The organism is Pseudoalteromonas sp. B160 (assembly GCF_037162485.1).
GTDB lineage: Bacteria > Pseudomonadota > Gammaproteobacteria > Enterobacterales > Alteromonadaceae > Pseudoalteromonas > Pseudoalteromonas rhizosphaerae.
The window spans coordinates 3,034,141-3,059,242 of record NZ_JARLUX010000001.1 but is presented as its reverse complement, the minus strand read 5'-3'; the positions used below and the strand labels follow the sequence as shown (position 1 = coordinate 3,059,242).

Genomic DNA, 25,102 nt, shown 5'->3' with positions numbered 1-25,102 from the left:
ATGAATTTAGAGCAAATAGCAGCAAAAATTCGATACACATTATGTGACGTATCGAGTAAAACAAAAACCCCACACTTGGGTAGTTCACTGTCATGTACTGATATATTAACAGCACTTTATTGGCAAGTACTCAATGTAGAACCATCAACACCATCAATGCCAAGCAGGGATTACTTCTTGCTTGGTAAAGGCCATGCTGCAAGTGCACTTTATACCACACTTGCCTATAGGGGGTTTTACCCAGTGGCAGATCTTTATCAACACGGGCAAACCGACTCTGTTTTTGAAGAGCACCTCGGTATAAACTCCCTAAAGGAGTTGATACAGTTTCGGGATCACTTGGCCATGCACTTTCACTTGCAACAGGTATGGCATTAACCTGTAAAATTCAAAAAAGAACCAATCGCTTTTATGTTCTCATGGGCGATGGTGAGCTCAATGAAGGAACGATTTGGGAAGCGGCCATGTTTGCAGCCGGTAAACAATTATCCAATCTCGTTGCCATCATTGATTTTAATAAACTTCAAGGCACTGGTGAAAGCTGTGAAATAATGCACCTTGAACCATTAGAAGAAAAATGGCGGGCATTTGGCTGGCACACAATTCGCCTTGATGGTCATAATATTTCGGCTATCAGCGATGCTTTAATGGATGCGCAATCTTACGACAAACCGGTGTGTATAATCGCTGATACAATTAAAGGAAAAGGTATTTCTTTCATGGAAAACGATAACAACTGGCATTATCGTATACCAACCCAAGATGAAGTTGAAAAAGCAAAACAGGAGTTGGGGTTAAAATGAGAAATGCATTTGCAAATTGTTTGACTGAATTAGCTAAATCCGACACCAGTTTAATGCTTTTCTACGCTGATATCGGTAATCGTTTATTCAATAACCTAAAAGAAATTGCTCCCGATAGAACAATCAATGCAGGTATCGCCGAAGCAAATATGGCCTCAATGGCTGCGGGCTCCGCAATGATGGGCCAAAAACCTTTTATTTATACTATTACGCCATTTACTACAGCGAGAAACTTTGAACAAATAAAAATAGATATCGCTTATCAAAACCAACCCGTTATCATCGTTGGCACGGGCTCAGGCTTATCGTACGCAAATTTAGGTCCCACCCATCATTCGTTTGAAGATATCGCATTAATGCGAAGCTTGCCAAATATGAATATTGTATGCCCTGCCGATTCAGACGAACTCAGCGTATTGATGCCCCAATTAATCAAACTCAACCAGCCGTGTTACTTTAGAATTGGTAAAAAAAATGAGCCAAAGGTTCACAAAATTTTACCTAACCTAAAGTTTGGACATGCATATACAATGCAAGAAGGTCAAACAGTCGCAATATTAGCAACGGGCACTATTATGCCACTCGCGCATGATTTACTCATTGAACTTCAAAGTAAAGGCATTAACGCCGAGCTTGTTAGTTTTCACACAGTAAAACCCCTTGATACTCAATATTTAGCCTTAGCTTGTGAGCGCTTTGAACATATAATCACTCTTGAAGAACACAATGTGAATGGCGGCTTTGGCAGTGCCGTACTTGAATATATTAGTGAACAACCTAAAACACCAAGAGTACACCGTTTTGGTATCCCAGATAGGTTTATTGATCAAGTTCATAGTACTGAAGATGCACGTAAAAAAGCAGGTTTAACTGTTTTAGATATAATCACAACACTAAAAAATAGAGCTGTAATATGATTATCGGTATCGATTTTGATAATACTATTGCCGACTATACAGGTGTGTTTCATCGCGTTGGAGTGAAATTAGGCTGGCTTCCAAAACAAGTGGGACAAACAAAAGACGATGTGAAAGCATACTTTATTAATACTGGAAATGAACCAAAGTGGACTGAATTACAAGGTATCGTATATGGGAAAGAAATTAACCAAGCTAAACCATACCTAGGTTGCCTAGAGGCAATAAAAAGCTTAAAAAAAGAAGGCCATAGTATTTTCATCGTGTCGCATAAGACTAAATACCCAATTATTGGTGATAAAACTAACTTTCATATTGCGGCCACTAATTGGCTAAAAAGTCATGGTTTTACTAATTGTACCGATGGACCTATAGCCTCTGAAAACATATCATTTCATGAAAAACAAGAAATAAAAATAAAGCGGATTTCAACTCTCCAATGTGATTTTTTTATTGATGATCTTAGTAGTGTCTTAAATAGCGCTTTATTTCCATTACCAACAAAAAAAATTCTTTTTAATCAAAAGCCACATCCGAGCATTGAGTTAAATACGAGTGATTGGAAGAAAGTTCATCCAATGATTAACTCTTTCATAAATAGGAGGAGTTAAAATGGTGATTTGGCTAACAGGTCGTCAAGGTGCAGGGAAGACAACCTTGGCAAAAATATTGCATAACATATTGGATGAAAAGTTAAATAAAGTAATCCTTCTTGATGGAGATAAACTGCGAGAGGTTTTGGGTAATCATAATTACGATAATGACTCTCGCTCAGCACTAGCAATGACCTATGCTAGGCTATCAAATATGCTATCTCAACAAGGAGCTACCGTTATATGTGCAACAGTATCCATGTTTCACAGTGTCAGGGAATGGAACAGGTTAAATAACGAACAGTATTTTGAAGTGTATATTAAAGTTGAACCTGACGTATTAATTAAAAGAAACCAAAAACAGCTATATTCTGAAGCTGCGCTAAATAATAAGAATTATCTACATGGGTATGATATTCCTTTTGAAGAACCATTAGCACCGGATTTAATACTTAATAATAACGGTCTAGAAACGCCGCTTGAAGCAGTCAACAAAATTGTAATGGAATTAATAAAATGAAAAAAACTTGGTGATTTCACTGGCCTAGCAAAAAATTACTCATTATATAGACCTAGTTACTGCCCTTTAGTATGTAAAGCCATTTTAGGGTTAGTCGATAAGAATAATAATGAGATCGATTTTGTAGATGTCGGTGCTGGTACTGGTATTTGGACTCGTATGATCAACCACGCTGGCTTAAATAGTACTGTCGCAATTGAGCCTAATGATGATATGAGAAAGCATGGTATTTTGGACAGTCAAAAAACAAACATCACCTGGGTAAATGGCTCTGGTGAAAATACAACGCTAAATGACAACAGTGCCGATTTACTTTCCATGGCTTCATCATTTCACTGGGTAGATTTTGAAAAAGCAATAAAAGAATTTTCTCGAGTACTACGCCCGGGCGGTTTTTTTACAGCAGTATGGAATCCTCGACATATTGAGTGCAATCCATTACTTGTCGAAATTGAAGAAAAGTTATATGAAATAGCGCCTCATATAAAACGCGTATCATCTGGGAACTCTGATTTTACCGATACACTAACTGAACGTCTAAGAAATGCCGATGTATTCTCCGATGCTATTTACTTAGAAGGGTTTCATACTATAAAACAAACACCTGAAGAGTATTTAGGCGTCTGGTGGTCAGTGAACGATATTCGAGCACAAGCAGGTGAAGATAAATTTATACAATTTATGGCTTTTGTCGAAGAAAAAACAAGCAACTTAGATTTTATTGAAACAACCTATAAAACAAGAGCTTGGCTAGCTAGAGTCCGTTAGAATGATTTTTACTACCAAATCGCAAAATCTAATGTCTTTACAGAACATTTTAACAACTGCGAAGATACTCCCGCAATTCTGTTTTACAGCAGAACAATGGAAAAATGAATCTAACGATGTTCTGAATAGTTTTTTTACATTATATAAATGGAGTGATAAAAAGCTAATTGTAAGGAGTAGTGCTGTCTGTGAGGATAGCGCCTTTCAATCATATGCTGGTTATTATGACTCCATACTCAATGTCGTAGGAGTAAAAAAACTAGAAAGTGCGATAGAAAGTGTTTATCAATCATTTGAAAACTACACCCCTAATGATGAAATATTCATTCAACCAATGCTGGAAAATGTAGACATTAGCGGAGTCGCTTTTACAAAAGATCCTTCTAACAATACGCCTTACTATGTTTTAAACTACTCATTGTCCAGTTCAACTGACGCCATAACCGCAGGTACTTCCAATGAGAATGTCAGTTATATATCAAAGCAATTTGATGGATTAGATAAAGATTCTTGGCAATTTAAATTATGCTCTCTATGTAAAGAACTCGAAAAAATATATGGGCTTGATGCACTAGATATTGAATTTGCAGTTGATAAAAACAAACATTTATACCTATTTCAAGTTAGACCCTTGATAATTAAAAGCCTAGATAATTTTTGCGATCAAGAACATTTTAAAAATATTAAAAACGCTAGAAGCGACTATAAGCAGATTCATAAAGCCACACCCTTATTTAAATGGAGAACGCTCTGTTTTAGGCATTATGCCTGATTGGAATCCAGCCGAAATTATTGGTGTTCGACCTCGCCCACTCGCTCTTTCTTTATATAAAGAGTTAATTACCGATTCAACATGGGCATATCAAAGAAATAATTATGGTTATAAGCAACTAAGAAGCTTTCCTCTTTTACTTTCCTTAGCTGGCTTACCTTATATTGATGTAAGAGTAAGTTTTAATTCATTTATACCTAAAGATACACCTGATAGGCTTGCTGAAAAATTAGTTAATTATTATATAAACGAATTAAAAAATGCCCCCGAAAAGCATGACAAAGTTGAGTTTGATATTATATTTTCTTGCTTTACTTTAGATTTGAATGAGCGTTTAAAACGCTTAAGTGAAGCTGGATTTTCCGAATCTGAATTAATAACATTCACTGAATCACTAAAAAAATTAACAAATAATATAATTAAAAATGATGGCTTATGGAAAAAAGACATCGAAAAGATTAACACACTCCCTAATCGTCGAATAAAAATATTAAGTAGCGACTTATCTAAAGTAGAGAAAATCCACTGGTTACTGGAAGATTGTAAAAGATATGGCACACTTCCATTTGCAGGGCTTGCGAGAGCTGGTTTTATTGCGGTGCAATTTTTACGCTCAATGGTTGCTAAAAATATAATAACAGAGCAAGACTACAATAAGTTTTTGTCTTCAATTGCGACTGTTAGTTCCACATTAAAACAAGATTTCATTAACCTCCCTCTATCAAGTTTTTTACAGCAGTATGGGCATCTTCGCCCAGGCACATACGACATACTTTCTCCTCGTTATGACAAGGCACCAGAGCGTTACTTTAATCAATCAGATAAAAATGTTGAAGAGCAAACTTTCGATAACTTTACTTTGAGTTTAGAACAGCTTTCCGCCCTTAAAGAGTTATTAGAAAAAAGTGGCATTGAACATGATGTGATATCTCTGTTCTCATTTATAAAAGGTGCAATAGAGGGAAGAGAATATGCCAAGTTTATCTTCACTCATAGCCTAAGTGATGCCCTTGAGCTTATTACAGAGTTAGGACTTGAACATCAGTTAAATACAGATGATATGTCATATGTTGATATATCATCCATACTTAAAACTTATTCAAGTAGCGATGATCTACTAAATATTATTAAAAGCTCTATCGATACTGGGAAAAAAATCACCTAAAAGCACAACAGATCACACTCCCGCCACTAATATCGAGTCCATCTGATGCATACTTTTTTAACATGCCTGAAGGTGAACCTAACTATATTACACAAGGTAAAATAGTTGCCGAAACAACGATGAACCCAGCTGCACATGAAGAACTGGCAGGAAAAATTGTTTTTATTCCTTCAGCAGATCCTGGATTTGATTGGTTGTTTTCTCATCCAATTGCAGGGCTTATTACTAAATATGGGGGATGTAATAGCCATATGGCGATTAGAGCTGGTGAACTTAATATACCTTCAGTTATCGGCGCGGGGGAAATTTTATATGCAAAATGGCTTAAAGCCGAAAAATTAGAGCTAGATGCAAACAATAAAAAAGTGATAATTATCAGATGAAATTAATTGGTATAACACAACGAGTTGATATTCATCCAACCTATGGTGAACGTCGTGATGCTTTAGATCAGCGATGGTATCAATTCTTTTTATATTGCGGATTCATACCAATTCTAATCCCTAACTGTATAAAAACTTGTCGTGCTCTGCTTGCTAGAGTCCAGTTAGATGGCTTTGTTTTCACAGGAGGCAATTCGCCAATGCACTATGCTGGGGATGCCCCAGAAAGAGATGATGTAGAGGCTTTTCTAATAGAACATTGCGAAACTGTAGGCTTACCTATTCTAGGCGTATGCAGAGGCATGCAAATGATACAACTTCATTATGGTGGCTCGTTAGACTGTATAAAAGGCCACGTTAATAAGATAATTGAAATAAAAACGGATGAAGAGCAGTTACCTAGATTTGTAAACTCATATCATACTCTAGGGACGACTATAACAAAAAAGCCTTTATTAACAAAAGCTAAAAGTAGTGACAATATAGTCAAAGCAATAGAGCATAGCCACTATAGTATCTTTGGGATTATGTGGCACCCTGAAAGAAATACCCCCTACTGCGATGAAGATATACAACTTTTCAAGGATATATTTTAAAATGAAAGCCATTATACTTGCCGCAGGTACAGGCTCAAGACTCGAGCATTTAACAACAGATAAGCCAAAGTGCTTAGTGGAGTTATGGCACGAACCATTGCTTAAAAGGCAATTACGCCAACTCAACTCTTTAGGAGTAAAAGACACATTAGTCATCACAGGGTTTAAAAGTGAAGCAATATTAGAGTATACAAATAACATTGTGATTAATACTGAATACGATAGCTCGAATATGGTATTCAGCTTAGCTAAGTCAATCGATTGGATTAAAAAACATGCTGACGAAGAATTCATTATTCTCTATGCAGACATTGCCTATCATACCGATACATTAAAAGAACTAATTAAGCATAAGTCTTCATTCCCTTTAACTGTCCTTGGTAATTTAAAATGGCAAGAACTTTGGGAAATGCGTATGGAAAACCCATATGATGACGCTGAAAGCTTTATATACAATGATCAATTAACATTAATAAATATTGGTAATAAGCTTACAAGTCAATCACAAGCAATGGCCCAATTTATGGGGATGTTTAAAGTAGAAGCAACAGTGCTAATAGAGCAACTGCAACTATTTATTAATGAATCTCATGATTTTAGTGTAAAAAATATGTATATGACTTCGCTTTTACAAAAATTAGCGAACCAATATTTCGTCGACGTACTTTTAATCGATGGTCGCTGGATTGAACTTGATACATTAGCTGATTACACTCTTTATAATAAACAAAATCGCCTTTTCTTTGGCTTAGACTAAGAATAATAAATGTATACAATAATATATGGTATAAGTTCACCGACAGAACTATTTTTAAAATCTTCAATCAATACAGGTAATAATCTATTTGCTTGTACGGATGGTGGAGAGTCCTACAAAGGCACTCAAGCTCTTAGCCTTGAAGATTTGGCGTTAGTCCCTCATGATCAAATTGATAGAATTATTATTTGTTCCATGTTTGTTTCTGAAATATGTAATGGTTTACGTGAAAAAGGCCTGCCATTAGAGCGCACTTATTTTTTTGACCATACAAAGAAAAAACTAATTCATTACAATGCATTATTAGCTAAGCAAGTCAGTAGTGAAGATATCTTATATGCCGTTTACGACCTATCAGTTCATTTAGCATGTTTTGATGTAATTAACTTTGTGGTGTTAGCTGAAATTGCGAGAATAGAGCAACATAAAACACATATTCAATTTATTTTAGTCCACGATCGTTCAACAGTCGGTGAAAACTTTAATACACTTCGATTTCATGATGCTGATGATTACGTATGGCGGATTGAGAAAATAGTCAAAACAGTTTTTACCTGTGTTCCTAGCTACATATCTATTACTGAATTTCCTTTTAAAGAGGACGCTTTTATTTTCCTTGCAACAAAAGAGAACGTCTTCCCTGAATCGTATTATACAAATAAAAAGTCACCTGCTATCAACACTCTATTACTCAGAAGTGTACCTTTGAAATATGATATGAGCGTCCTCAGCGCACCTTTAGTAGGTAAAAATCTTGCTGCATCTTTTTTAAATTCATTACCCGATAATAAAAAGATCATCGTAATAACACTTCGAGAATACGAAGCGCAGCCAAAAAGAAATAGTGACATTGCTCAGTGGTCTGCATTCCTTGATTCACTTGATTTGACAATATATTGCCCTGTGATTATAAGAGATACATATCAAAGCACTGAAAAACCTGACGACAGGTTAAAAAAATACATCCACTGCCCCCAAGCTTCAATGGACTTTTGTGTCCGTTTGGCACTGTACGAACTAGCCTATATTAATATGGGAGTGTCTAGTGGGCCTAACTACAGTATTAGCTTTGTTAAGGGGGCCCGCTCTATAATTTTCCAAATGATTGATGAAAACAACCCTGCGAGCTCATCTTGGACAGCAAAGCGTTCGGGTTTAGAAATAGGAAAAGATTTTTTCTTTAATGATAGTAAACTTCAAATGACTATTTGGGAAAAAGACGACTTGAATCATCTACAGCACGCTTTCGATATATTAGTAGCGCGTATTAATACATTAACAAAAATCAATCCTCAACAAGCAGGTCAGTAATATGAACTTTAAAGTCGCGGTCGGAGTATGCTATGGCAGAGGGGGCTCTTTTTTCTCCACTCACTCCTTGATGGGCATCCAGAAGTCATTAGCCTCCCCCTTATATGATGAACTTGGCTCAGCATATTTTTAATACAGCGGATCTTGAAAATAAAGAATTTACCGAACAATTCATCTTAGACTTTAACAATCTATTTGTTGAAAGTTACTCTCAATGTGTTAGTAACCAGTATATTAACTTTAATAATAATATGGCTAGAACGCAAACAGGGTTACTAAATTTAGATAAGGAAAAGTTTAAAGAAGCGCTTATTTTAGAGTTAGAAAATAAGCCTAAAGCATTCAACATTCGATTTATAGCTATTCATATTATTATCTATCAGCTTCTAGGCATTAACACTTCAGATAAAAAAGTTATTTTTTATCAATTACATACTCCTAATTATACTGTAATGAGGAAAATGTATGACGAGTTCAATCACTTATTAGTTTGCCATTCAGTAAGAGATCCTATCGCGTCTTTTATTAGGATGTCTCTTGCTCATTGCAATGACTTGCAAAAGTTACCTGACTATGAAATATCGTTAGGGAGATCTACGGTTGAGTCATGCTTTAGACATTTCTTATATGCTGGAAGCGATCTAACTGGATGTGAAAACAGTAAGAGCCTAGCGATAAAGTTAGAACAACTCCATGCAACCCCTCAACAAACACTTCAACTGGTTACCTCATTTTTACAAATAGGATGGCATGATATTTTACTTGCTGAGACGATTAATCATGGTCAAAATTGGCAAGGGATCATCGGGGATACTACAGGCTTTAATCTTGAAAAAACATTAAACAATAATAGAAAGTATCGCTCTTATGTTGATGAATATGACTTAATTCGATTAGAAAAAATTGCTCGCCAACGTTTTTTAAAATGGGAATACCCTCTGCAATATGAAGATATCACAGAAAAATTAGATTTTGAAAAACCCTATGCTTTCGAGACGTTTTCATTAACTGTATCGAATAAAAATAAAAACCTAACAGATAGAAATGTTGATGCCGATATAACAGTCTGTAGAGGCGAATTACATACAGCCATCCTTAAAACGATCAATTATATGCCAGAGCAATTTGGTGCATTTACCTCAATTTCAACAAATGAGTAATTATTATGGATAACCAAGAACCAACTTATATAGAAGACTACCATGACTTTTTAGACGAAACAGAGCAATCAAAGTTGGGACTAATGAGTAATGGAACGTGGGATCTAGATCCAAGACGCCTCGGTATTATGCTTTCACGATATAAATTTGTATCAAAGATGCTCTCTGGACATAAAAAAACGGTGGAGATTGGTTGTGGTGATGCATTTGGTAGTCGTGTCGTCAGACAAGAAGTTAAGGAACTAACCGTTGCCGATATAGAGCCTCGTTTTATCGAAGATATTATTAAACGTAACTCTGTTAAATGGCCATTAATCCCTGTTGTACATGATATTTTAGAGAAGCCATTTAAGAGCACATTTGATTCGGCCTATTCCTTAGATGTACTTGAACATATTCCTGCAAAATTTGAAGATACATTTATCAATAATATAAAACTATCGCTCAACAATGACGGGGTTGTCATTTTAGGTATGCCATCGTTAGAATCTCAACAATATGCATCACCAGCAAGTAAAGCAGGCCATATCAATTGTAAATCTGGCCATGAATTTAAAGCGCTATGTGATAAGCATTTTAAGCATGTGTTTTTATTTTCTATGAATGATGAAGTTGTCCATACAGGCTTTTATCCTATGGCACACTATTTACTTGCTTTGTGTGTTAAATAATTAAATGAACGATTTTTTATATAAGCATTTAAAAGCTCCCTGTCATATAAATGAAATTTCAGGCGGTGCAAATAGTCGTGTGTTTAATGTTAGAGATAGTGAGAATGAGTATATATTTAAGCAATTTTTTACTAAGAACAATGATTATAAAGCTAAATGTGAGCGAGAATTTTCATTTTTAAAGGCACTAACCCAATATAAAAAAATAACACAGCTACACCAATTGCCTGCGATATTGAATTGGGTTATTTACTTATGTCAAAACTACCTGGTGAGAAAGTAACTCAACCAACAGAACAAAATATAAAAAGTGCATTTAGTTTTATTGTTAATTGTAACTCTCAGCAGCAACAATTACAGATAATAAATGCAAAAGATGCAGTAAAAAAACTAGCTGACTTTGAATTACTTGTTACCAATCGTTTTTCAATAATTCAAAAGCAAGAGGTTATTTCATCAGCTTTTTTAAGTTTAGTTGAAAATAAAATAATGCCTTTTTTTTATAAAGTACAAAAAGACAACCGTCAACTTAATGGACAAATGTCGCTTGACTGCAATTACTTATCGCCTTCAGATTTCGGTTTTCATAATATTTTAATTGATCACAATGAGCTTTATTTTTATGATTTTGAGTATGCTGGCATCGACTCACTTTGGAAACTTACAGCCGATTTTTTCTCTCAACCTCAAATCCCTGTGCCTATTGATAAAATAAGCATTATTAAAGAGTTGCCGTTATTTGGTTTTTTAACTAAAAACAAAAGAGAATTTATAAGCGCTTTTCAAATGACTAGAATTAAATGGTGTTTTATTATTGGTAATGTCTTTATTTCAGAAATATATAAAAGAAGGGAATTTGCGGATAAAGCACATATTTTAGATGAAGAAAACACCATAGCAAAAATAGAATGTTATTTAATTGAAACGCATTTTCAAACAAAAATATTAGAAGATATTCTTTAAGGATTATAGCTTGTGAAATGTATCATTTGTAATAATAAAATATCCTCAAGTGTGGATATGTTACATATTAATAAACCAATTGCATCTGATTGTCGAAGCGTAAGTTTTACTGCTGATATTTTCCAATGCCAACATTGCCAGCATTACCAAAAGAATATAGACGCTCATTATTTAAATAACATAAATGAAATCTACACTCACTATCGACCTTACTCAGTTCAAAATGGTAAAGAGCAGCTTAATTTTACTTGCAGATATCCCATTTACTCGTTGTAGTGAAATACTAAAAATATCAGAGGAATTTTTGCCTCACGCAAATGCTCAATTTATTGATATAGGTACTGGCAGCGGTGTAATGTTAGAGGCTGTTTCACAGCGTTATTCAAACTGGACTAAAAGTGCACATGATGTATCGGGTGATTACCAGTTAAACTTAACTCAGAAATATAACCTTGCCTCTTTTTTTAAAGGCGACTTAAGTAAGATAGATCATCGTTTTGATATAATTACATTGATTCATGTTTTAGAGCATATTACCTCACCACCTCAATTTTTAGATAGTATTAATGCCTTATTGTCTAATAATGGCATAGCCGTAATTCAAGTGCCTAATATTGCTGAGAATGAATGGGACTTTTCTATTTATGATCATGTTTCACATTTCACAAAACATACATTAAAAACACTACTTGATCAGCATTTTAAAAACGTATTCTTTCCTATCAAACAATTAAATAAAGAAATTACTGTTTTAGTATCAAACACCCATGCCTTCCCAAAACAAGCGACAAGCCCAATAAAAAATGAGCTGCCACTTTTAGAATCATTTAATCTAAAAATACAGCAGCTGAAAAAATTACCAGCCTGCCACATCTTAGGGACGGGTCCAGCAGCGAGCTTTTGTGCTCATTTTTTAGGTGAAAAATTTCTTGGCTGGGTCGATGAAGATCCTTTAAAAATAGGCAAGGTTATGGCAAATAAAACTATACAAGATGCGAGTGAGCTTCATACATCTCCAATCTTTCTACCTTACCCCTTGTCACAAGTTGAGCAAATAAAAAATCGACTTCCGCAAAATAATTATATTTACTAAATGGAAATACATAAATGAAAGCTGCAGTGTTATTTAAAACAGGAGAGCCTTTAAGAGTGATAGATAACCTCGTTGCTCCTACACTCATAAGAGGGCAAATAAAAGTAGATATCATCTATACTGGGTTATGCCACTCACAACTAATGGAAGCCAAAGGGCTTAGAGGTGAAGATAAATACTTACCTCATTTATTAGGTCACGAAGCTGTCGCAAAAGTAAAAGAAATTGGTCCGCAAGTAAGTAAGGTCGCGATTGGTGATATTGTTGTGCTTGGTTGGATAAAGGGGGAAGGAATAGATGCCCCAGGTGGTATTTATACATACAACGACATTAAAATTAATGCTGGTAGCGTAACTACATTCTCTGAAGAATCCATTGTTTCTGAAAATAGAGTCGTTAAGCTTCCAGAAGGTATGCCATTACAGCTTGCTATACTGCTGGGCTGTGCGTTACCAACAGGTGCCGGGCTAGTTTTAAATCAACTAAAGCCCAAAGAAGACACTAATATTGCCATATTCGGTCTAGGCGGCATTGGCCTAAGTGCACTGATCACAACAACATTATTCAAACCAAATAAACTGATTGCTGTTGATATTGAGCCTGAAAAGCTTGAGTTGGCTAAAGCCTTAGGTGCCACTCACTGCTTTAATGCAAATTCACCAACTTACTTAGAAGAAATTAAAGAGTTAACTTCGGGCGGATGTGATTATACCGTTGAGGCGGGGGGGACATGTCGTTCCATAGAAGCTGCTTTTGAAGTAACAAAAGAGCAAGGAGGTGAATGTATTTTTGCCTCTCACCCTAAAGAAGGTGAAAAGATAAGCTTAGAGCCACACGCCTTTCATCGTGGAAAAAAGATATCTGGTAGCTGGGGTGGTAATTCGAACCCAGACTCTGATATACCCAAACTAGTAAATTTATACAAAGAGCATAATCTACCTCTTGATAAACTACTCTCAGCTAGCTATTCATTAGATGACATAAATAATGCGCTGAACGACCTCGATGAACGAAAAATAACTCGCGCATTAATTTCTATCAACCCACAATTAGATCCAATTAATAACTCATGAATATAGATAACCCAACATTAATAATTGGCGGTGATTCTGTTGTTGGTCGTTATCTACGTGATGAAAATCCCGATTACTTTTATACCTCTAGAAAAGAGAATTGCGAAGCTATTTACTTTGATTTACTGCAACTAGACAGTTTTAACATAGTTGAAGCAGCAGTTATTGAACACAATATCAACACAGTAATTATCCTTGCCAGTATAACATCCATTAAACAATGCGAACTGCAGCCTGAACTTACCCTACTCGTAAATGTACAGCGAACTAAATTATTACTTGAAAAAGTGAATAAACTCGGCTGTTTTGTTGTTTTTATATCTACTAATCATGTGTTTGATTGTAAATCAGCTTACAGTGTATGGGATGGGATTAAATCACCCTGCTCAAATTATGGACAGCAAAAGCTTCAGGTTGAAAACTATATCGTCGAAAATAATTTTAATGCGAGTATTATTAGACCATCTAAAATTATTCATCGCCCATACTCTTTAATTGAAAGCATGATCGAATCTCTTAACAAAAAGCAGGTGTTTAATGCATTCAATGACCATTACTTTGCACCAATATCAATTCAATTTTTTTCAACACTGTTAAAACTGATCATCCAAAATAAAAAGAAAGGGATTTTTCAAATTAGTGGAAAATCAGATCTAAGCTATTATGTTTTTTTAAGAATGCTTGCGAGTAAATTAGACTTAAACTCATCTTTAATCACACCTGTAAGTGCACTCTCAAAAGGTGTTACTCCAAATAAATATGGAACCCTTGAAGCGTATAATCCTCTAAGCAATACTTTACTATATCAATCTATTGAAGATACCATAAACGATTACTGCCAAGAAAATTAAGGTCATAAAGTGAAAAGAAAAACGGTTTTAGTCATCGGCAATTTCGATATACTCCATCCAGGGCATATTAGGTTGCTAAAGTTCGCTAAAGAATGCGGTGATTACCTTATAGTCGCAGTGAATAATGACAGCAATATGCTAATAAAAAGTAGGGTATCAGAATTGCATCGCCTTGAAATGGTTCAATCACTTGAGTGTGTGGATGAAGCATTTTTGACTGAACTATGCAGTAATTCTTTAATTGCAAATTATCAGCCTTACGCAGTTGTGAAGGGTAAAGAGTTTGAAGAAAAAGAAAACCCTGAATACAAAGCACTGAAAACATATGGGGGAAAGTTGATTTTTGGCTCTGGTGAGTTTGAATCTAATTCCGAACAATACATTACAAGAACAATAAGCCATGGTCATAACTTTGATTACAAAAAATGTCAAAGTTATGCAACAAGGCATCAGTTTGATTATCAATCAATCAACACGGTATTCTCTCAATTTCGTAAAAACCGTGTTGCTGTAATTGGCGAAATAATCGTTGATGAATATATTCAAGGTACGGCTGTAGGTTTATCTCAAGAAGATCCTACCATTGTAATGACACCAGATAGAACAGATACTTTTCTAGGCGGGGCTGCAATTACAGCAGGCCATATAAAAGGGCTTGGAGCAAAAAATGTAAAGCTTTTTTCTGTACTTGGTAAGGATGATAAGGCTGAGTACGTAAAAAGTCATATTAAAAAGTACAATATTGAAACTGTACTTTTAGATGATAGCAGCCGTCCTACACCATTAAAGTCGCGGTACAGAGCCGGAATAAAACACTTCTAAGGGTAAACCAAGTTCGCCAACATAAAATATCTAAAGAAATTCAAACTGACTTATACCACCAACTTCAAAGTAACATCCAGAATTTTGATTTGTTGGTATTTTCTGATTTTAATTATGGATTACTACCTCAAACGCTTGTCGAAAAAATCATTCTATTATGTAAAAAAAATAATGTACGTATTGTCGCTGACAGTCAAACATCATCTCAAGTTGGTGATATCGCGCGTTATAAAGATATGATGCTAGTTACACCAACAGAAAAAGAAGTCCGTGTTGCTCTGAATAATATTGATGATGGCCTACCTATTTTAGCGCAAAAACTTTGCGAAAAGGCAAATCCAACATTTTTAGTTATTACCCTTGCAGGAGAAGGTGTTTTTATCCATCTGCCAGATCAAAACGGTCAATGGGAAAATGATATGCTGCCAGCTATTAACAGTAATGCGGTTGATCCTGCGGGTGCTGGTGATTGTTTCTTAGCGGCTAGCAGCCTTGCTTTATGTTCAGGCGCTACGCCATGGCAAGCATTTTATATTGCCAGTATCGCAGCTGCTTGCCAAGTTGATACACTCGGAAACCAGCCACTGTCTTTTAACACTCTGCAACAACGTGTTTTGGAGTCATTTAAACTATGAAAGCAATATTATTAGCAGCAGGATTAGGCACTAGACTCAAACCTCTAACCAATACGATTCCAAAATGTTTAGTGCCTATATCTGGCCGCCCTCTTTTATCTTACTGGTTAGAAAAATTAGCTAATTTGGGTATAAATGAAATACTTATAAACGTTCACTATCTCGCTGAACAAGTAGAAAACTACATAAGCCAATCCCCCTATAGAGATAAAATAACCATCGTTAAAGAAACCGCATTACTTGGCACTGGCGGAACATTAAAAAACAATGCTCAATTTTGGAAAGATGAACAAGTAATCGTTATTCATGCTGATAATTTTTGCCTCAGTGATTTAAGCGGCCTTATTAATTCACACAACGTTAAACCTGCTCATGTAGATATGTCGCTATTACTATTTACGTCGAATCAACCAACTCAATGCGGCATTGTCGTTATGGATGCTGATAATGTTATCCATGAATTCCATGAAAAAGTGAGTAACCCACCAGGAAACTTAGCAAGTGGAGCGTTGTTTGTTTTTTCTGACTCTGTTTATGAGCGGTATTTTAAAGAATTAAAAGAACATACCTTTTACGATTTAAGTAAAGATATAGTGCCTAATATGATTGGAAAAATGCAAGGATGGATCGTAGATGATGAGTATATAGATATCGGCACGCCCGAGAGCTATGAGCGTGCCCAAAAACTAATATAAAAAATTTACACGCCTTTATTCATCACTTTAAGTTGTTCGTCATTGAGAAAATCACAGGGCTTTTTGTAATTCTCTTCAAAGTAGCTTTTCATATCAAAAATGTAATCTTGCCAAAGCGAGAAAAGTTCATCAAATTGTTCTAATGTAAATGCTTCATTTTCATAACTATAAAGCAATGTAATTAGTGGGCAGTGATAATATAACAATGACCCTTTCATCATATGATAAATATGACCTAATGGTGAATTTTTAAATGAATACACATACCGTTGCTGTCTTTTAAGCAAATCTGCAGCTTCTTTGATTGTTGTATAATGCTCGTTACTAATAACTAACAGATGGTCACACATATCAATAAAGCGCTGTATTTCGTAATCTTCATCGTTTAATTTATCCAAATTCAGGTTTTCAAAATATCGCGTCTTGATTAACTCCAGCAAAGGAGGCTTATCTAAGCTGTTTTCTGAATCAATTAATATATCAGCAGCTAATGAAATAGCGCCTTTAATTTTAGCCCCGTTACCAATATTGAATACATCAACTGCAAGGAAATATTTCCAACAGCTTTTCTATTTGGCTATGCGATACTTTGTATAAATCATTAGTGTAAACAAAGCTATCACTTAAATTACCAGGTAAAGTTTTTTCCGTGACAGGTGCACAACTGATTCCTTTTTCATCATCTTTATATTTTTTATAAAAACTGTGATCACTATGATGTTTACCTGTGGGTAAGCTTCCATTATCAACACCAAATAAATACACATTTTTAAAACCAAAATTTAAAAATAACGAGAGTGCAGTATTAGATACAAGTGGATTACTATATGGAATTAATGGCAGTGTTTTAGAGCGATTTTTTAATGATAAAAAATTAATGAAATCAGTACCACCTTCATTCCCTTTTAATGCTAACCCTGACCACTTATATAGCTCGGTTGTCTTAGGATGGACCATATTAACGGCTAGTAAATTAACTCGTTTATACGCTTCGATCGGTAAGGAATCAGCGACTATTTTGTAGTTTGCATAAGGTCTCTCTACTAGTACATGAAAGTCCGCCTGGATCCCCAATCGCTCTAAAGAAACAATGGCAGATCCTGCAGCTACAACAATCCCTTTATTCTGATTATTTTTCAAATATTCAACAGCTTCATCTAAAGATGGGCCATTGCCAATTATAAATACAGGTATATCTAATAACGAAGCAGGTAAACTCGCTTTATTTGTAAGAAAAGACTGATTACTTTCAATATGAGCTATCGAGTGTGCAAACCCAGTTATTGCATCATTGAAAAAGCCGTGCCCCATTTGAAAACGAAAATAATCCGCAGCCCAGTTGGCTATTAACTCATTAATTTCACGTCCAGGTGTATGCTGATAACAAAAGCTTCTTACAGCGGAAAATGCTCCTATATCTTCAACTACATTTTCTAAATCTTGAATAAACGTGTTTTTATCTGCTCCCAGATTAAAGAAAAGGCAGTTTCCTTGGTCATCAATTTTTTTAATAACATCAAACCAATCAATACAAAATAAGCTTGCATAAAACTGCTCGATATCTGGCTCAATAATAAATAAATAATCAAACTCAGTATGATTTAATAATTCAGGTATGTGATAGCCTAATCCCACTCCAAAAATAATTCCCGATGGGAAGTGACAAGGTAATTGGGCTATTTTTTTCTCGTCATACTTGCGCAATTTACGCATAAACTGACCAAGCTTAACCATATACTCTGTATGAAGACGTTTATCAGAACTGCTATCTGGGTAGCCTGTATAATCTGTTAAGCTAAAAACAGGATGTTCAATCTGACGCCTAACCTGCTCCTGGCTCTGCTCGAGAGGGTTTTGAGAATAAAGGGGAGCTAATGCATTTTTAGGTATAATATTTCCATGACCACTTTGCGTGACATGAATACAAAAATCATCGCGGAGTTGCAGCTTAGATAAAGCTGCTACAATCTCAGGGTAATAATGAGTGAAACATTGCCAATTCTTTTCAAATCGCTCATTTGCTTCTGTAGCAAAAATAGCCTCTCTTTCTTGATGTTTAATAGTTTTTTCAAGTTTTTCTGAGATGTGCTCAAGCTCGTTATTAATATCTATATTCTTTATCATGTCGGTTACCTACTTGATATTTTTATACACATTTATTTTTTTTGCGTATTAATATGAACACCAAGTTCTTTTGCAGCCTGCTGTTTTTTGAGGCTTATTTCTAATACCGTAGTATTCAATTTGATTGAAAAATCCGATAAAAATAACACATCGTTTTCGCTGAGGTTCTCAGGTGAGGCAAAGAGTGCTTTCAATGTTCTATCAATTAATAGTAACTTGCTTTGAGCTGACTCTATATCACCTTCAGCTAAATATTGATTAATTACAGACAAATCTGGGGCTAACTGAGACAATAAACTAGCCGACATTAGCATCTATACCATTTTCACTAAGTGTTTTTTCTCGAACGTCGTGAGGAATAGCATCCCAAGCAGACTTTATTTCTTTTAATAAATTAGATACTTCTTCAACAATTGCAGGATCATTTTTTATTGTTGCATCAACTAAGCGATCTATCATATAAGAATAAAGTGCATATAAATTATCAGTCACTTCACCACCAACTTTAAAATCTAAACAGCCCCTTAAGGCTTCAATAATAGCAGTCGCTTTAGATAAATGTTCGGCCTTCGCTTCCATATGTTTTCTTTCAATAGCAACTTTAGACATCACCATTTTTTCAATCGCACCCGCCATTAACATTTGAATTATTTCATAGCGATCAGCACCCGCAACACGGGTCTTGAGTGCTTCTTTCTGATAATTTTTTACTTTGGCGTTATACATATTAAAACCCTTTTAAATCAAAATTAATTTATGATTTGTTTCTTGTAAATCCAGGTAAGCTCGCAAGCTGCGCTCCTAAGTACTGTTGTGTTGATTGCATTTGCGCCAGTAACACATCTAAACCCGCATATTGCTTTCTAAGCCTACTTTCTAATTCGGTCATTCTAAATTCATGCTTTAGTACATCATCTTCTAAATCAGTGACCTGTGTATTTAAATTATCTTCTCTTTGCTTTAAAATGCCTTTTGAACTTACGTAATTATCTAAAAAAGATTCGAACTGTTTAGCAACACCATTTTCACCAGCAAAAGCCTTTCCGATATCATCAAAATTTTCATCCATTGCTGTATTTAAACTGCGGACTAAAGTTGATTTTTCTAGATAACCTTTCTTATCAACACCCAAGCCAATATCGAAAATACTTGTGAAAGGCCCTGCATCCGTTAAATTTGTAGAAAGCATATTGACCATTTGCGAGCTCAAAGTACGAATGGTTGCATCGCTATTTAAAGGTTTACCGACTCTCGATTGCAGACCTAACTGCCCTATAGCATTGTTATAATTAGCAATAAATTCATCAATTAATGTTGTAACGCTCTCACGGTCATAGCTAACAGCCAACTTTGCAGTCTCTCCATCAACGCTTTGTCGTTTAGCGGTGATCGTCATATCTTGTACAGCATCTTTAAAGGTATTGGTGTCATTTGTTATTGTTATGCCATCTACTTTTATAACTGCACTTTTTGCTTCATTTCCAGCTGTTATACCAATACCACCGCTACCAGAAGCTCCACCATTAGCATCTGTAGATACATTGTCTAGCTCAGCATTATCATTGGTAATTACCAAGTCATTACCAGCGCCACTCACACTCGAAGTAAGAACCAACTTTGACTCAGTACCAGTATTTATTATATTTGCTGTTACACCAAAATTATCATCCGAGTCATTAATTGCGTCACGCAAATCAGCTAATGTCGCACCCGCATCAAGAGTTAGGTCAAAGCTTTTGTCTCCAGCAGCAAATGACAAGGTGCCTCCAGAAGCAGTGACCACATCGTCAGTAGATGTAAACAAAGGAGGTACGGCATCGTTTGACGTTGCACGACTGCCTTGAGCAAGTGCAACAACTTCAATTTTAAAATTACCAGGCGTAATATCTTTTGTTGGGGTAACTGAGACGAGATCACCGTCATCACTTGTTGGTTGAGTGATATTAGCAATACGTTTATTAAAATTATCAGGATCTGCTAGCTTTTTTATTGTGTCTTGTAGCTTGGATAACGCAGACTTGATCTCTCCGATTGAAGATAATTCAACTTCTAACGACTTGTCCTTTTTTGCAAAGGCATTCATTTTTGGAACATTTTCGGCATCAACAGATGCTGTAATGATACTTTCGAGATCCAGCCCAGATCCAATACCTGCGGATGTTATAAGTGGCATACTTCTCTCCTACTATCTGTTCCAAAAAATATTATACAGTTTGATTTAGTAACAAACCTTTGTTAGTTAGTTTATCGGCAAATTCATCTAAAGCTTTAGCAACTTCTCTAAACTCTTCAGTTGGAATTTCACGAATAACTTCTTCGCTTGTTTTATCAAACACTTTAATTATTGGTGGATCACCCTGCTCATCAAATTCAAATTTTAAATTTGTTGCCGTCACAGGAATATATTTATTTAATTTCTCTAAGTTTTCTTTCACTTCGTCGATCAGTGCTTTTCTTTCACTTTCAGAATCAAGTTGCTGACTATTATCAACAAGTGCGGGCTCTCTACCAGCAATTTTTGTACCAGCTTTTTCAACAGTTGCTTTTTTACTTGCTTCGTTTAACTCATTTTTATTTGTAAAAGATGAATTAGCGGTGAAGTTTTCACTCGATTTAATTATTCCACCTAAGTCAGCCATAGTAGCTCTCCTTCAAAATACAAACAAAGTATAAGTCATTATCGAGACAATATCTCAATAATGACCTAATTAACCGTCTAGCCTAGTAACGATAATGCTACTTGTGGACGCTGGTTTGCTTGACTCAAAATAGATTGGCTTGCTTGTTGTAATATTTGAGATTTAGTCAAATTAGCTGTTTCGGCAGCGAAATCAGTATCTTTAATACGTGACTTAGCAGCACTCAAGTTTTCTGAAATGTTAGATTGGTTACGAATAGTTGATTGAAAACGATTTTGCACAGCACCGAGTTCGGCACGCTTTTTATCAACTACTGCAATCATTGCATCCATACCAGCCATTACCGCTTGTGCGTTAGCTTGAGAAGATACACTAATACCACTTGCTGTAAATACAGTTGCAAAGTCGGTATTATCAGCTGAAGCACCAACCTGCGAACTAATTGTTCCCGCAGTAGCACTTAAGCTTGCACCTGTCACAGCACTTGCTACACCTGCAATACCTGACATAGTAAAGCCATTATTACCCGCAACCGAGTTTGCAGTGCCACCAACAGAAGCCATACTAAAGCTAATATTCTGTACAGCATCAGCACCAACTTGGAAGTTAGCTGAGAATGAACCATCTAGGAGATTTTGACCACCAAATGTTGTATCTGCAGCAACACGATTCACTTCTTCTGATAATGAACGAATTTCTTCTTGTACTGCTAAACGATCTTCATCTGTATTTGAACCGTTTGAAGCTTGTTGAGCAAGAGTACGAATACGCTGGAACATTGACGTAGTCTCATCAAGTGCGCCTTCAGCAGTCTGCGCAAGTGAGATCCCATCATTAGCATTTCGGTTACCTTGATTCAAACCATTTATTTGACTAGTTAAACGGTTAGATATTTGCATGCCTGCAGCATCATCTTTTGCACTATTAATGCGAAAACCTGATGATAGACGTTGAAAGGATGTATCGAGCTGGTTACCAGATTTCATCAACTGGCGTTGTGCGTTCAATGAACTCACATTAGTATTTACATATAAAGCCATAATAGCCTCCGCTTTATCATTTTAAATAGAATAACAACGGGATACCCCTACCCTGTTATTACTCCAGACTGAGAGTCCTAGATTTTTAGTTCTCTAAGTCAGTTATCGTCAGATAAAACGGAAACTTTAGCTTTATTTATAAGTTTTTAACAACGTTATACTATTTTAACCCTGTAACAAGCTTAATGCAGCCTGAGGCCTTTGATTTGCTTGGCCTAATATTGTTTGGCTCGCTTGTTGTAAAATTTGGTTTTTAGTTAAGTTAGCTGTCTCCATTGCAAAATCAGCATCTTTAATTCTTGATTTAGCAGAGGCTAAATTTTCAGAAATATTAGCTTGATTTCGTATTGTCGACTGAAAACGGTTTTGTACCGCACCTAATTCAGCGCGTTTTTTATCAACCACCGCTATTAGAGAATCCATACCCGCAAACACAGCCTGTGCATTTACTTGTGATGACACACTAATACCTGCAACTGTAAATACAGAAGAAAAATCTAATGTTGTTGATGCCGTTGCGCCATCAACTGAGCTTACATTAGCTGCGAGCGTTGAAAGTGCTTTACCACCCACGGCTGAAGCAACACCGGCAACACCTGATATAGTAAAACCACCATTAGCAGCAAGAGAATTAGCTGTATCGCCAACAGACTGCATACTAAAACCAATAGTCTGTACAGCATCAGCACCAACCTGAAAGCTTGCAGAATAAGAGCCATCCAATAAATTTTGACCACCGAATGTAGTGTCCGTGGCAATTCGGTTAACCTCATCAGATAACTGTCTAATCTCTTCTTGGATAGCGAGCCTATCTTCATCTGTATTAGAGCCATTTGCTGATTGCTGAGCAAGTGTTCGGATACGTTGAAATGTAGAAGTAATTTCATCAAGCGCACCTTCAGCCGTTTGTGCCAGCGAGATACCGTCATTCGCATTACGGTTGCCTTGGTTTAAACCCAAGATTTGCGATTGCAAACGATCCGATATTTGTAAACCAGCAGCATCATCCGCCGCGCTGTTAATACGCAGACCAGATGATAAACGTTTAAAGGAAGTATCTAAGTCGTTTCCAGTTCTTTCAAGCTGTCTTTGCGCATTAAGCGCACTAACATTCGTATTTACAAATAAAGCCATAATAAACTCTCTTCTTATCTGTCAAATTAAAGCCACTCTAAAATGAGTGGAGTTTTGACAAAGTGACTAGTTACAGCAGCCAAGTAAGATTGGCCCGGGCAATAAACTGCCACTTTGCAGGTTAATTTAAAAACTTAATAAGTATTGAGCAATCTTTAGGCCAACTTTATAGATAGAGTTGCATTGAATTAGAAAAAAAGAGAAAAGGGCCTATAAGGCCCTTTGAAGATAAGTTTGAGAGTAGGTTTTAATTATTGGCATATTTTATGCTTAATAATTTATGTTCTTACAAATGTTAGAACAATACAGGATTTTTAAGCGCCTCCGCTTTATCAATCCGTTTCAGCGCCTTTGTTAATACCCCATTAAACAAAGGCGCTACATTCTTAGTCAATTAATTGACTATTTCCAACCAATTATCCTAGAAGACTTAATGCAGCCTGTGGACGTTGATTAGCCTGGCTAAGAATTGTTTGGCTAGCCTGTTGTAGAATCTGCATTTTTGTTAAGTTTGCAGTTTCTTGAGCAAAGTCAGTATCTTTAATACGTGATTTTGCAGCACTTAGATTCTCTGAGATATTTGATTGGTTACGAATCGTTGACTGAAAACGATTTTGTACCGCACCCAGCTCAGCTCGTTTTTTATCAACAACCGCGATAAGCGAATCCATACCAGCCATTACAGCTTGCGCATTAGCCTGTGAAGATACACTGATACCACCAGCAGTAAATACTGATGAAAATGCTGTTTGGTCTGCTGATACACCTACTTGCGAGCTGATTGTTCCAGCTGTCGCACTTAAACTAGCGCCGGTTACCGCACTGGCAACACCTGCAATACCTGACATGGTGAAACCACCATTAGCTGCGATAGAGTTAGCAGTACCACCAACCGATGCCATACTAAAGCTGATATTCTGAACGGCATCTGCACCTACTTGAAAGTTAGCCGAGAAAGAACCATCTAATAGGTTTTGACCACCAAACGTTGTATCTGCAACAACACGATTCACTTCTGATGAAAGAGAGCGAATCTCTTCTTGCACCGCTAAACGGTCTTCATCAGTATTTGAGCCGTTAGCTGCTTGCTGTGATAATGTTCTGATACGTTGGAACATTGATGTTACTTCGTCTAATGCACCCTCAGCTGTTTGTGCTAGTGAAATACCATCGTTCGCGTTACGGTTACCTTGGTTCAAACCGTTAATTTGTGATGTTAAACGGTCAGAAATTTGTAGGCCAGCCGCATCATCTTTCGCACTGTTAATACGAAAACCTGATGATAAACGTTGGAATGATGTATCCAGTGCATTACCAGAATTATTTAATTGTCTTTGTGCGTTTAACGCGCTAACATTTGTATTTACATATAAAGCCATGATATCTCTCCAGAAGTAAACTTATCATTTACTCTCAAACTTACTAGATTAAGCAGTGGTTGTTATTTACAACGCTTTGCTTGGTTAATTAAGTTATCGGTCTAGCAAAAAAATCCTTTAGCTTTTTTTAATTTTTTTAACTTTATTTTTTAAGCTATTGTAATTTAATGAATTTTTAAATTGTTTAATTAATGAATTCCATTAAACGAATAAAAGATTATTGTACAGGTCTTTTTCT

Annotated in this window: 28 protein-coding genes and 1 pseudogene; 20 read left to right on the top strand and 9 right to left on the bottom strand. The window is 35.9% G+C overall.

Features of this window, described 5'->3' with window-relative positions; all coding sequences use genetic code 11:
- The 20 genes and pseudogenes from P4S61_RS14305 to P4S61_RS14210 all read left to right on the top strand — a co-directional run bounded on the left by P4S61_RS14305 (position 1) and on the right by P4S61_RS14210 (position 16,548).
- Positions 1-803, top strand: a pseudogene (locus tag P4S61_RS14305) (transketolase).
- Positions 800-1,720, top strand: a complete 921-nt coding sequence (locus P4S61_RS14300; RefSeq protein ID WP_149981527.1) for a transketolase family protein — start codon at positions 800-802, stop codon at positions 1,718-1,720. Before P4S61_RS14305 ends, P4S61_RS14300 begins: the two are co-directional and overlap by 4 nt.
- Positions 1,717-2,331 (top strand): HAD family hydrolase, encoded by a 615-nt coding sequence (locus P4S61_RS14295; RefSeq protein WP_337118515.1) that lies wholly within the window; start codon positions 1,717-1,719, stop codon positions 2,329-2,331. Before P4S61_RS14300 ends, P4S61_RS14295 begins: the two co-directional genes overlap by 4 nt.
- Position 2,332: 1 nt before the next feature.
- Entirely contained in the window at positions 2,333-2,833 is a 501-nt protein-coding gene (locus tag P4S61_RS14290; protein WP_337118513.1) for an adenylyl-sulfate kinase, read from the top strand.
- Between the two features lie 81 nt (positions 2,834-2,914).
- Positions 2,915-3,601 carry a class I SAM-dependent methyltransferase gene (locus P4S61_RS14285; RefSeq protein ID WP_337118916.1) on the top strand — a complete coding sequence of 229 codons (687 nt, stop codon included), beginning with the start codon at positions 2,915-2,917 and terminating at the stop codon, positions 3,599-3,601.
- A 31-nt stretch (positions 3,602-3,632) separates the two neighbouring features.
- Positions 3,633-4,373, top strand: a complete 741-nt coding sequence (locus P4S61_RS14280) for a PEP/pyruvate-binding domain-containing protein (RefSeq protein WP_337118512.1) — start codon at positions 3,633-3,635, stop codon at positions 4,371-4,373.
- Complete coding sequence (locus tag P4S61_RS14275) at positions 4,255-5,538, top strand: hypothetical protein (RefSeq protein ID WP_337118915.1); 1,284 nt, start codon at positions 4,255-4,257, stop codon at positions 5,536-5,538. Before P4S61_RS14280 ends, P4S61_RS14275 begins: the two co-directional genes overlap by 119 nt.
- 62 nt (positions 5,539-5,600) lie before the next feature.
- A complete protein-coding gene (locus P4S61_RS14270; protein WP_337118511.1) occupies positions 5,601-5,921 on the top strand; it encodes a PEP-utilizing enzyme in 321 nt (106 codons plus the stop codon).
- Positions 5,918-6,517: a gamma-glutamyl-gamma-aminobutyrate hydrolase family protein gene (locus tag P4S61_RS14265; protein WP_149981534.1), complete on the top strand. Its 600-nt coding sequence runs from the start codon at positions 5,918-5,920 to the stop codon at positions 6,515-6,517. The genes P4S61_RS14270 and P4S61_RS14265 overlap by 4 nt, the downstream gene beginning before the upstream one ends.
- Position 6,518: 1 nt before the next feature.
- Positions 6,519-7,274 carry a phosphocholine cytidylyltransferase family protein gene (locus P4S61_RS14260; RefSeq protein WP_179959173.1) on the top strand — a complete coding sequence of 252 codons (756 nt, stop codon included), beginning with the start codon at positions 6,519-6,521 and terminating at the stop codon, positions 7,272-7,274.
- A gap of 9 nt (positions 7,275-7,283) precedes the next feature.
- The gene (locus tag P4S61_RS14255) at positions 7,284-8,585 is read left to right on the top strand and encodes a hypothetical protein (RefSeq protein WP_337118510.1); all 1,302 of its coding nucleotides are present in this window, start codon (positions 7,284-7,286) and stop codon (positions 8,583-8,585) included.
- Between the two features lie 113 nt (positions 8,586-8,698).
- A complete protein-coding gene (locus P4S61_RS14250; protein ID WP_337118509.1) occupies positions 8,699-9,745 on the top strand; it encodes a hypothetical protein in 1,047 nt (348 codons plus the stop codon).
- 5 nt (positions 9,746-9,750) lie between these two features.
- Positions 9,751-10,416: a class I SAM-dependent methyltransferase gene (locus P4S61_RS14245; protein ID WP_337118508.1), complete on the top strand. Its 666-nt coding sequence runs from the start codon at positions 9,751-9,753 to the stop codon at positions 10,414-10,416.
- A 255-nt stretch (positions 10,417-10,671) separates the two neighbouring features.
- Positions 10,672-11,379 carry a hypothetical protein gene (locus tag P4S61_RS14240; protein ID WP_337118507.1) on the top strand — a complete coding sequence of 236 codons (708 nt, stop codon included), beginning with the start codon at positions 10,672-10,674 and terminating at the stop codon, positions 11,377-11,379.
- Between the two features lie 184 nt (positions 11,380-11,563).
- On the top strand, positions 11,564-12,472 hold the full coding sequence (locus P4S61_RS14235) for a class I SAM-dependent methyltransferase (RefSeq protein ID WP_337118506.1): 909 nt from the start codon (positions 11,564-11,566) through the stop codon (positions 12,470-12,472).
- Between the two features lie 14 nt (positions 12,473-12,486).
- Complete coding sequence (locus P4S61_RS14230; RefSeq protein WP_149981545.1) at positions 12,487-13,545, top strand: zinc-binding dehydrogenase; 1,059 nt, start codon at positions 12,487-12,489, stop codon at positions 13,543-13,545.
- A complete protein-coding gene (locus P4S61_RS14225; protein ID WP_337118505.1) occupies positions 13,542-14,396 on the top strand; it encodes a sugar nucleotide-binding protein in 855 nt (284 codons plus the stop codon). Before P4S61_RS14230 ends, P4S61_RS14225 begins: the two co-directional genes overlap by 4 nt.
- Before the next feature lie 9 nt (positions 14,397-14,405).
- Positions 14,406-15,218, top strand: a complete 813-nt coding sequence (locus P4S61_RS14220) for an adenylyltransferase/cytidyltransferase family protein (RefSeq protein WP_337118504.1) — start codon at positions 14,406-14,408, stop codon at positions 15,216-15,218.
- Between the two features lie 89 nt (positions 15,219-15,307).
- Positions 15,308-15,853, top strand: coding sequence for a PfkB family carbohydrate kinase (locus P4S61_RS14215; RefSeq protein ID WP_337118503.1), 546 nt, complete (start codon positions 15,308-15,310; stop codon positions 15,851-15,853).
- Positions 15,850-16,548, top strand: a complete 699-nt coding sequence (locus P4S61_RS14210; RefSeq protein ID WP_337118501.1) for a nucleotidyltransferase family protein — start codon at positions 15,850-15,852, stop codon at positions 16,546-16,548. Before P4S61_RS14215 ends, P4S61_RS14210 begins: the two co-directional genes overlap by 4 nt.
- Before the next feature lie 5 nt (positions 16,549-16,553).
- Here the strand turns inward: P4S61_RS14210 and P4S61_RS14205 are convergent, their stop codons facing one another.
- The 9 genes from P4S61_RS14205 to P4S61_RS14165 form a co-directional block, all read right to left on the bottom strand.
- The gene (locus P4S61_RS14205) at positions 16,554-16,946 is read right to left on the bottom strand and encodes a hypothetical protein (RefSeq protein WP_337118500.1); all 393 of its coding nucleotides are present in this window, start codon (positions 16,944-16,946) and stop codon (positions 16,554-16,556) included.
- 139 nt (positions 16,947-17,085) lie between these two features.
- Positions 17,086-18,672, bottom strand: coding sequence for a motility associated factor glycosyltransferase family protein (locus tag P4S61_RS14200; protein WP_337118499.1), 1,587 nt, complete (start codon positions 18,670-18,672; stop codon positions 17,086-17,088).
- 32 nt (positions 18,673-18,704) lie between these two features.
- Complete coding sequence (locus P4S61_RS14195) at positions 18,705-18,980, bottom strand: hypothetical protein (RefSeq protein WP_337118498.1); 276 nt, start codon at positions 18,978-18,980, stop codon at positions 18,705-18,707.
- A complete protein-coding gene (gene fliS, locus P4S61_RS14190) occupies positions 18,970-19,398 on the bottom strand; it encodes a flagellar export chaperone FliS (protein ID WP_149981556.1) in 429 nt (142 codons plus the stop codon). Before fliS ends, P4S61_RS14195 begins: the two co-directional genes overlap by 11 nt.
- Before the next feature lie 28 nt (positions 19,399-19,426).
- A complete protein-coding gene (gene fliD / locus P4S61_RS14185) occupies positions 19,427-20,845 on the bottom strand; it encodes a flagellar filament capping protein FliD (protein WP_182734918.1) in 1,419 nt (472 codons plus the stop codon).
- Between the two features lie 31 nt (positions 20,846-20,876).
- The gene (locus tag P4S61_RS14180) at positions 20,877-21,311 is read right to left on the bottom strand and encodes a flagellar protein FlaG (RefSeq protein ID WP_149981560.1); all 435 of its coding nucleotides are present in this window, start codon (positions 21,309-21,311) and stop codon (positions 20,877-20,879) included.
- A 77-nt stretch (positions 21,312-21,388) separates the two neighbouring features.
- Entirely contained in the window at positions 21,389-22,351 is a 963-nt protein-coding gene (locus P4S61_RS14175) for a flagellin N-terminal helical domain-containing protein (protein WP_149981562.1), read from the bottom strand.
- Positions 22,352-22,516: 165 nt separating this feature from the next.
- A complete protein-coding gene (locus tag P4S61_RS14170; RefSeq protein WP_337118496.1) occupies positions 22,517-23,485 on the bottom strand; it encodes a flagellin N-terminal helical domain-containing protein in 969 nt (322 codons plus the stop codon).
- A 416-nt stretch (positions 23,486-23,901) separates the two neighbouring features.
- Positions 23,902-24,864 (bottom strand): flagellin N-terminal helical domain-containing protein, encoded by a 963-nt coding sequence (locus P4S61_RS14165; RefSeq protein ID WP_337118495.1) that lies wholly within the window; start codon positions 24,862-24,864, stop codon positions 23,902-23,904.
- Between the last annotated feature and the right edge of the window lie 238 nt (positions 24,865-25,102).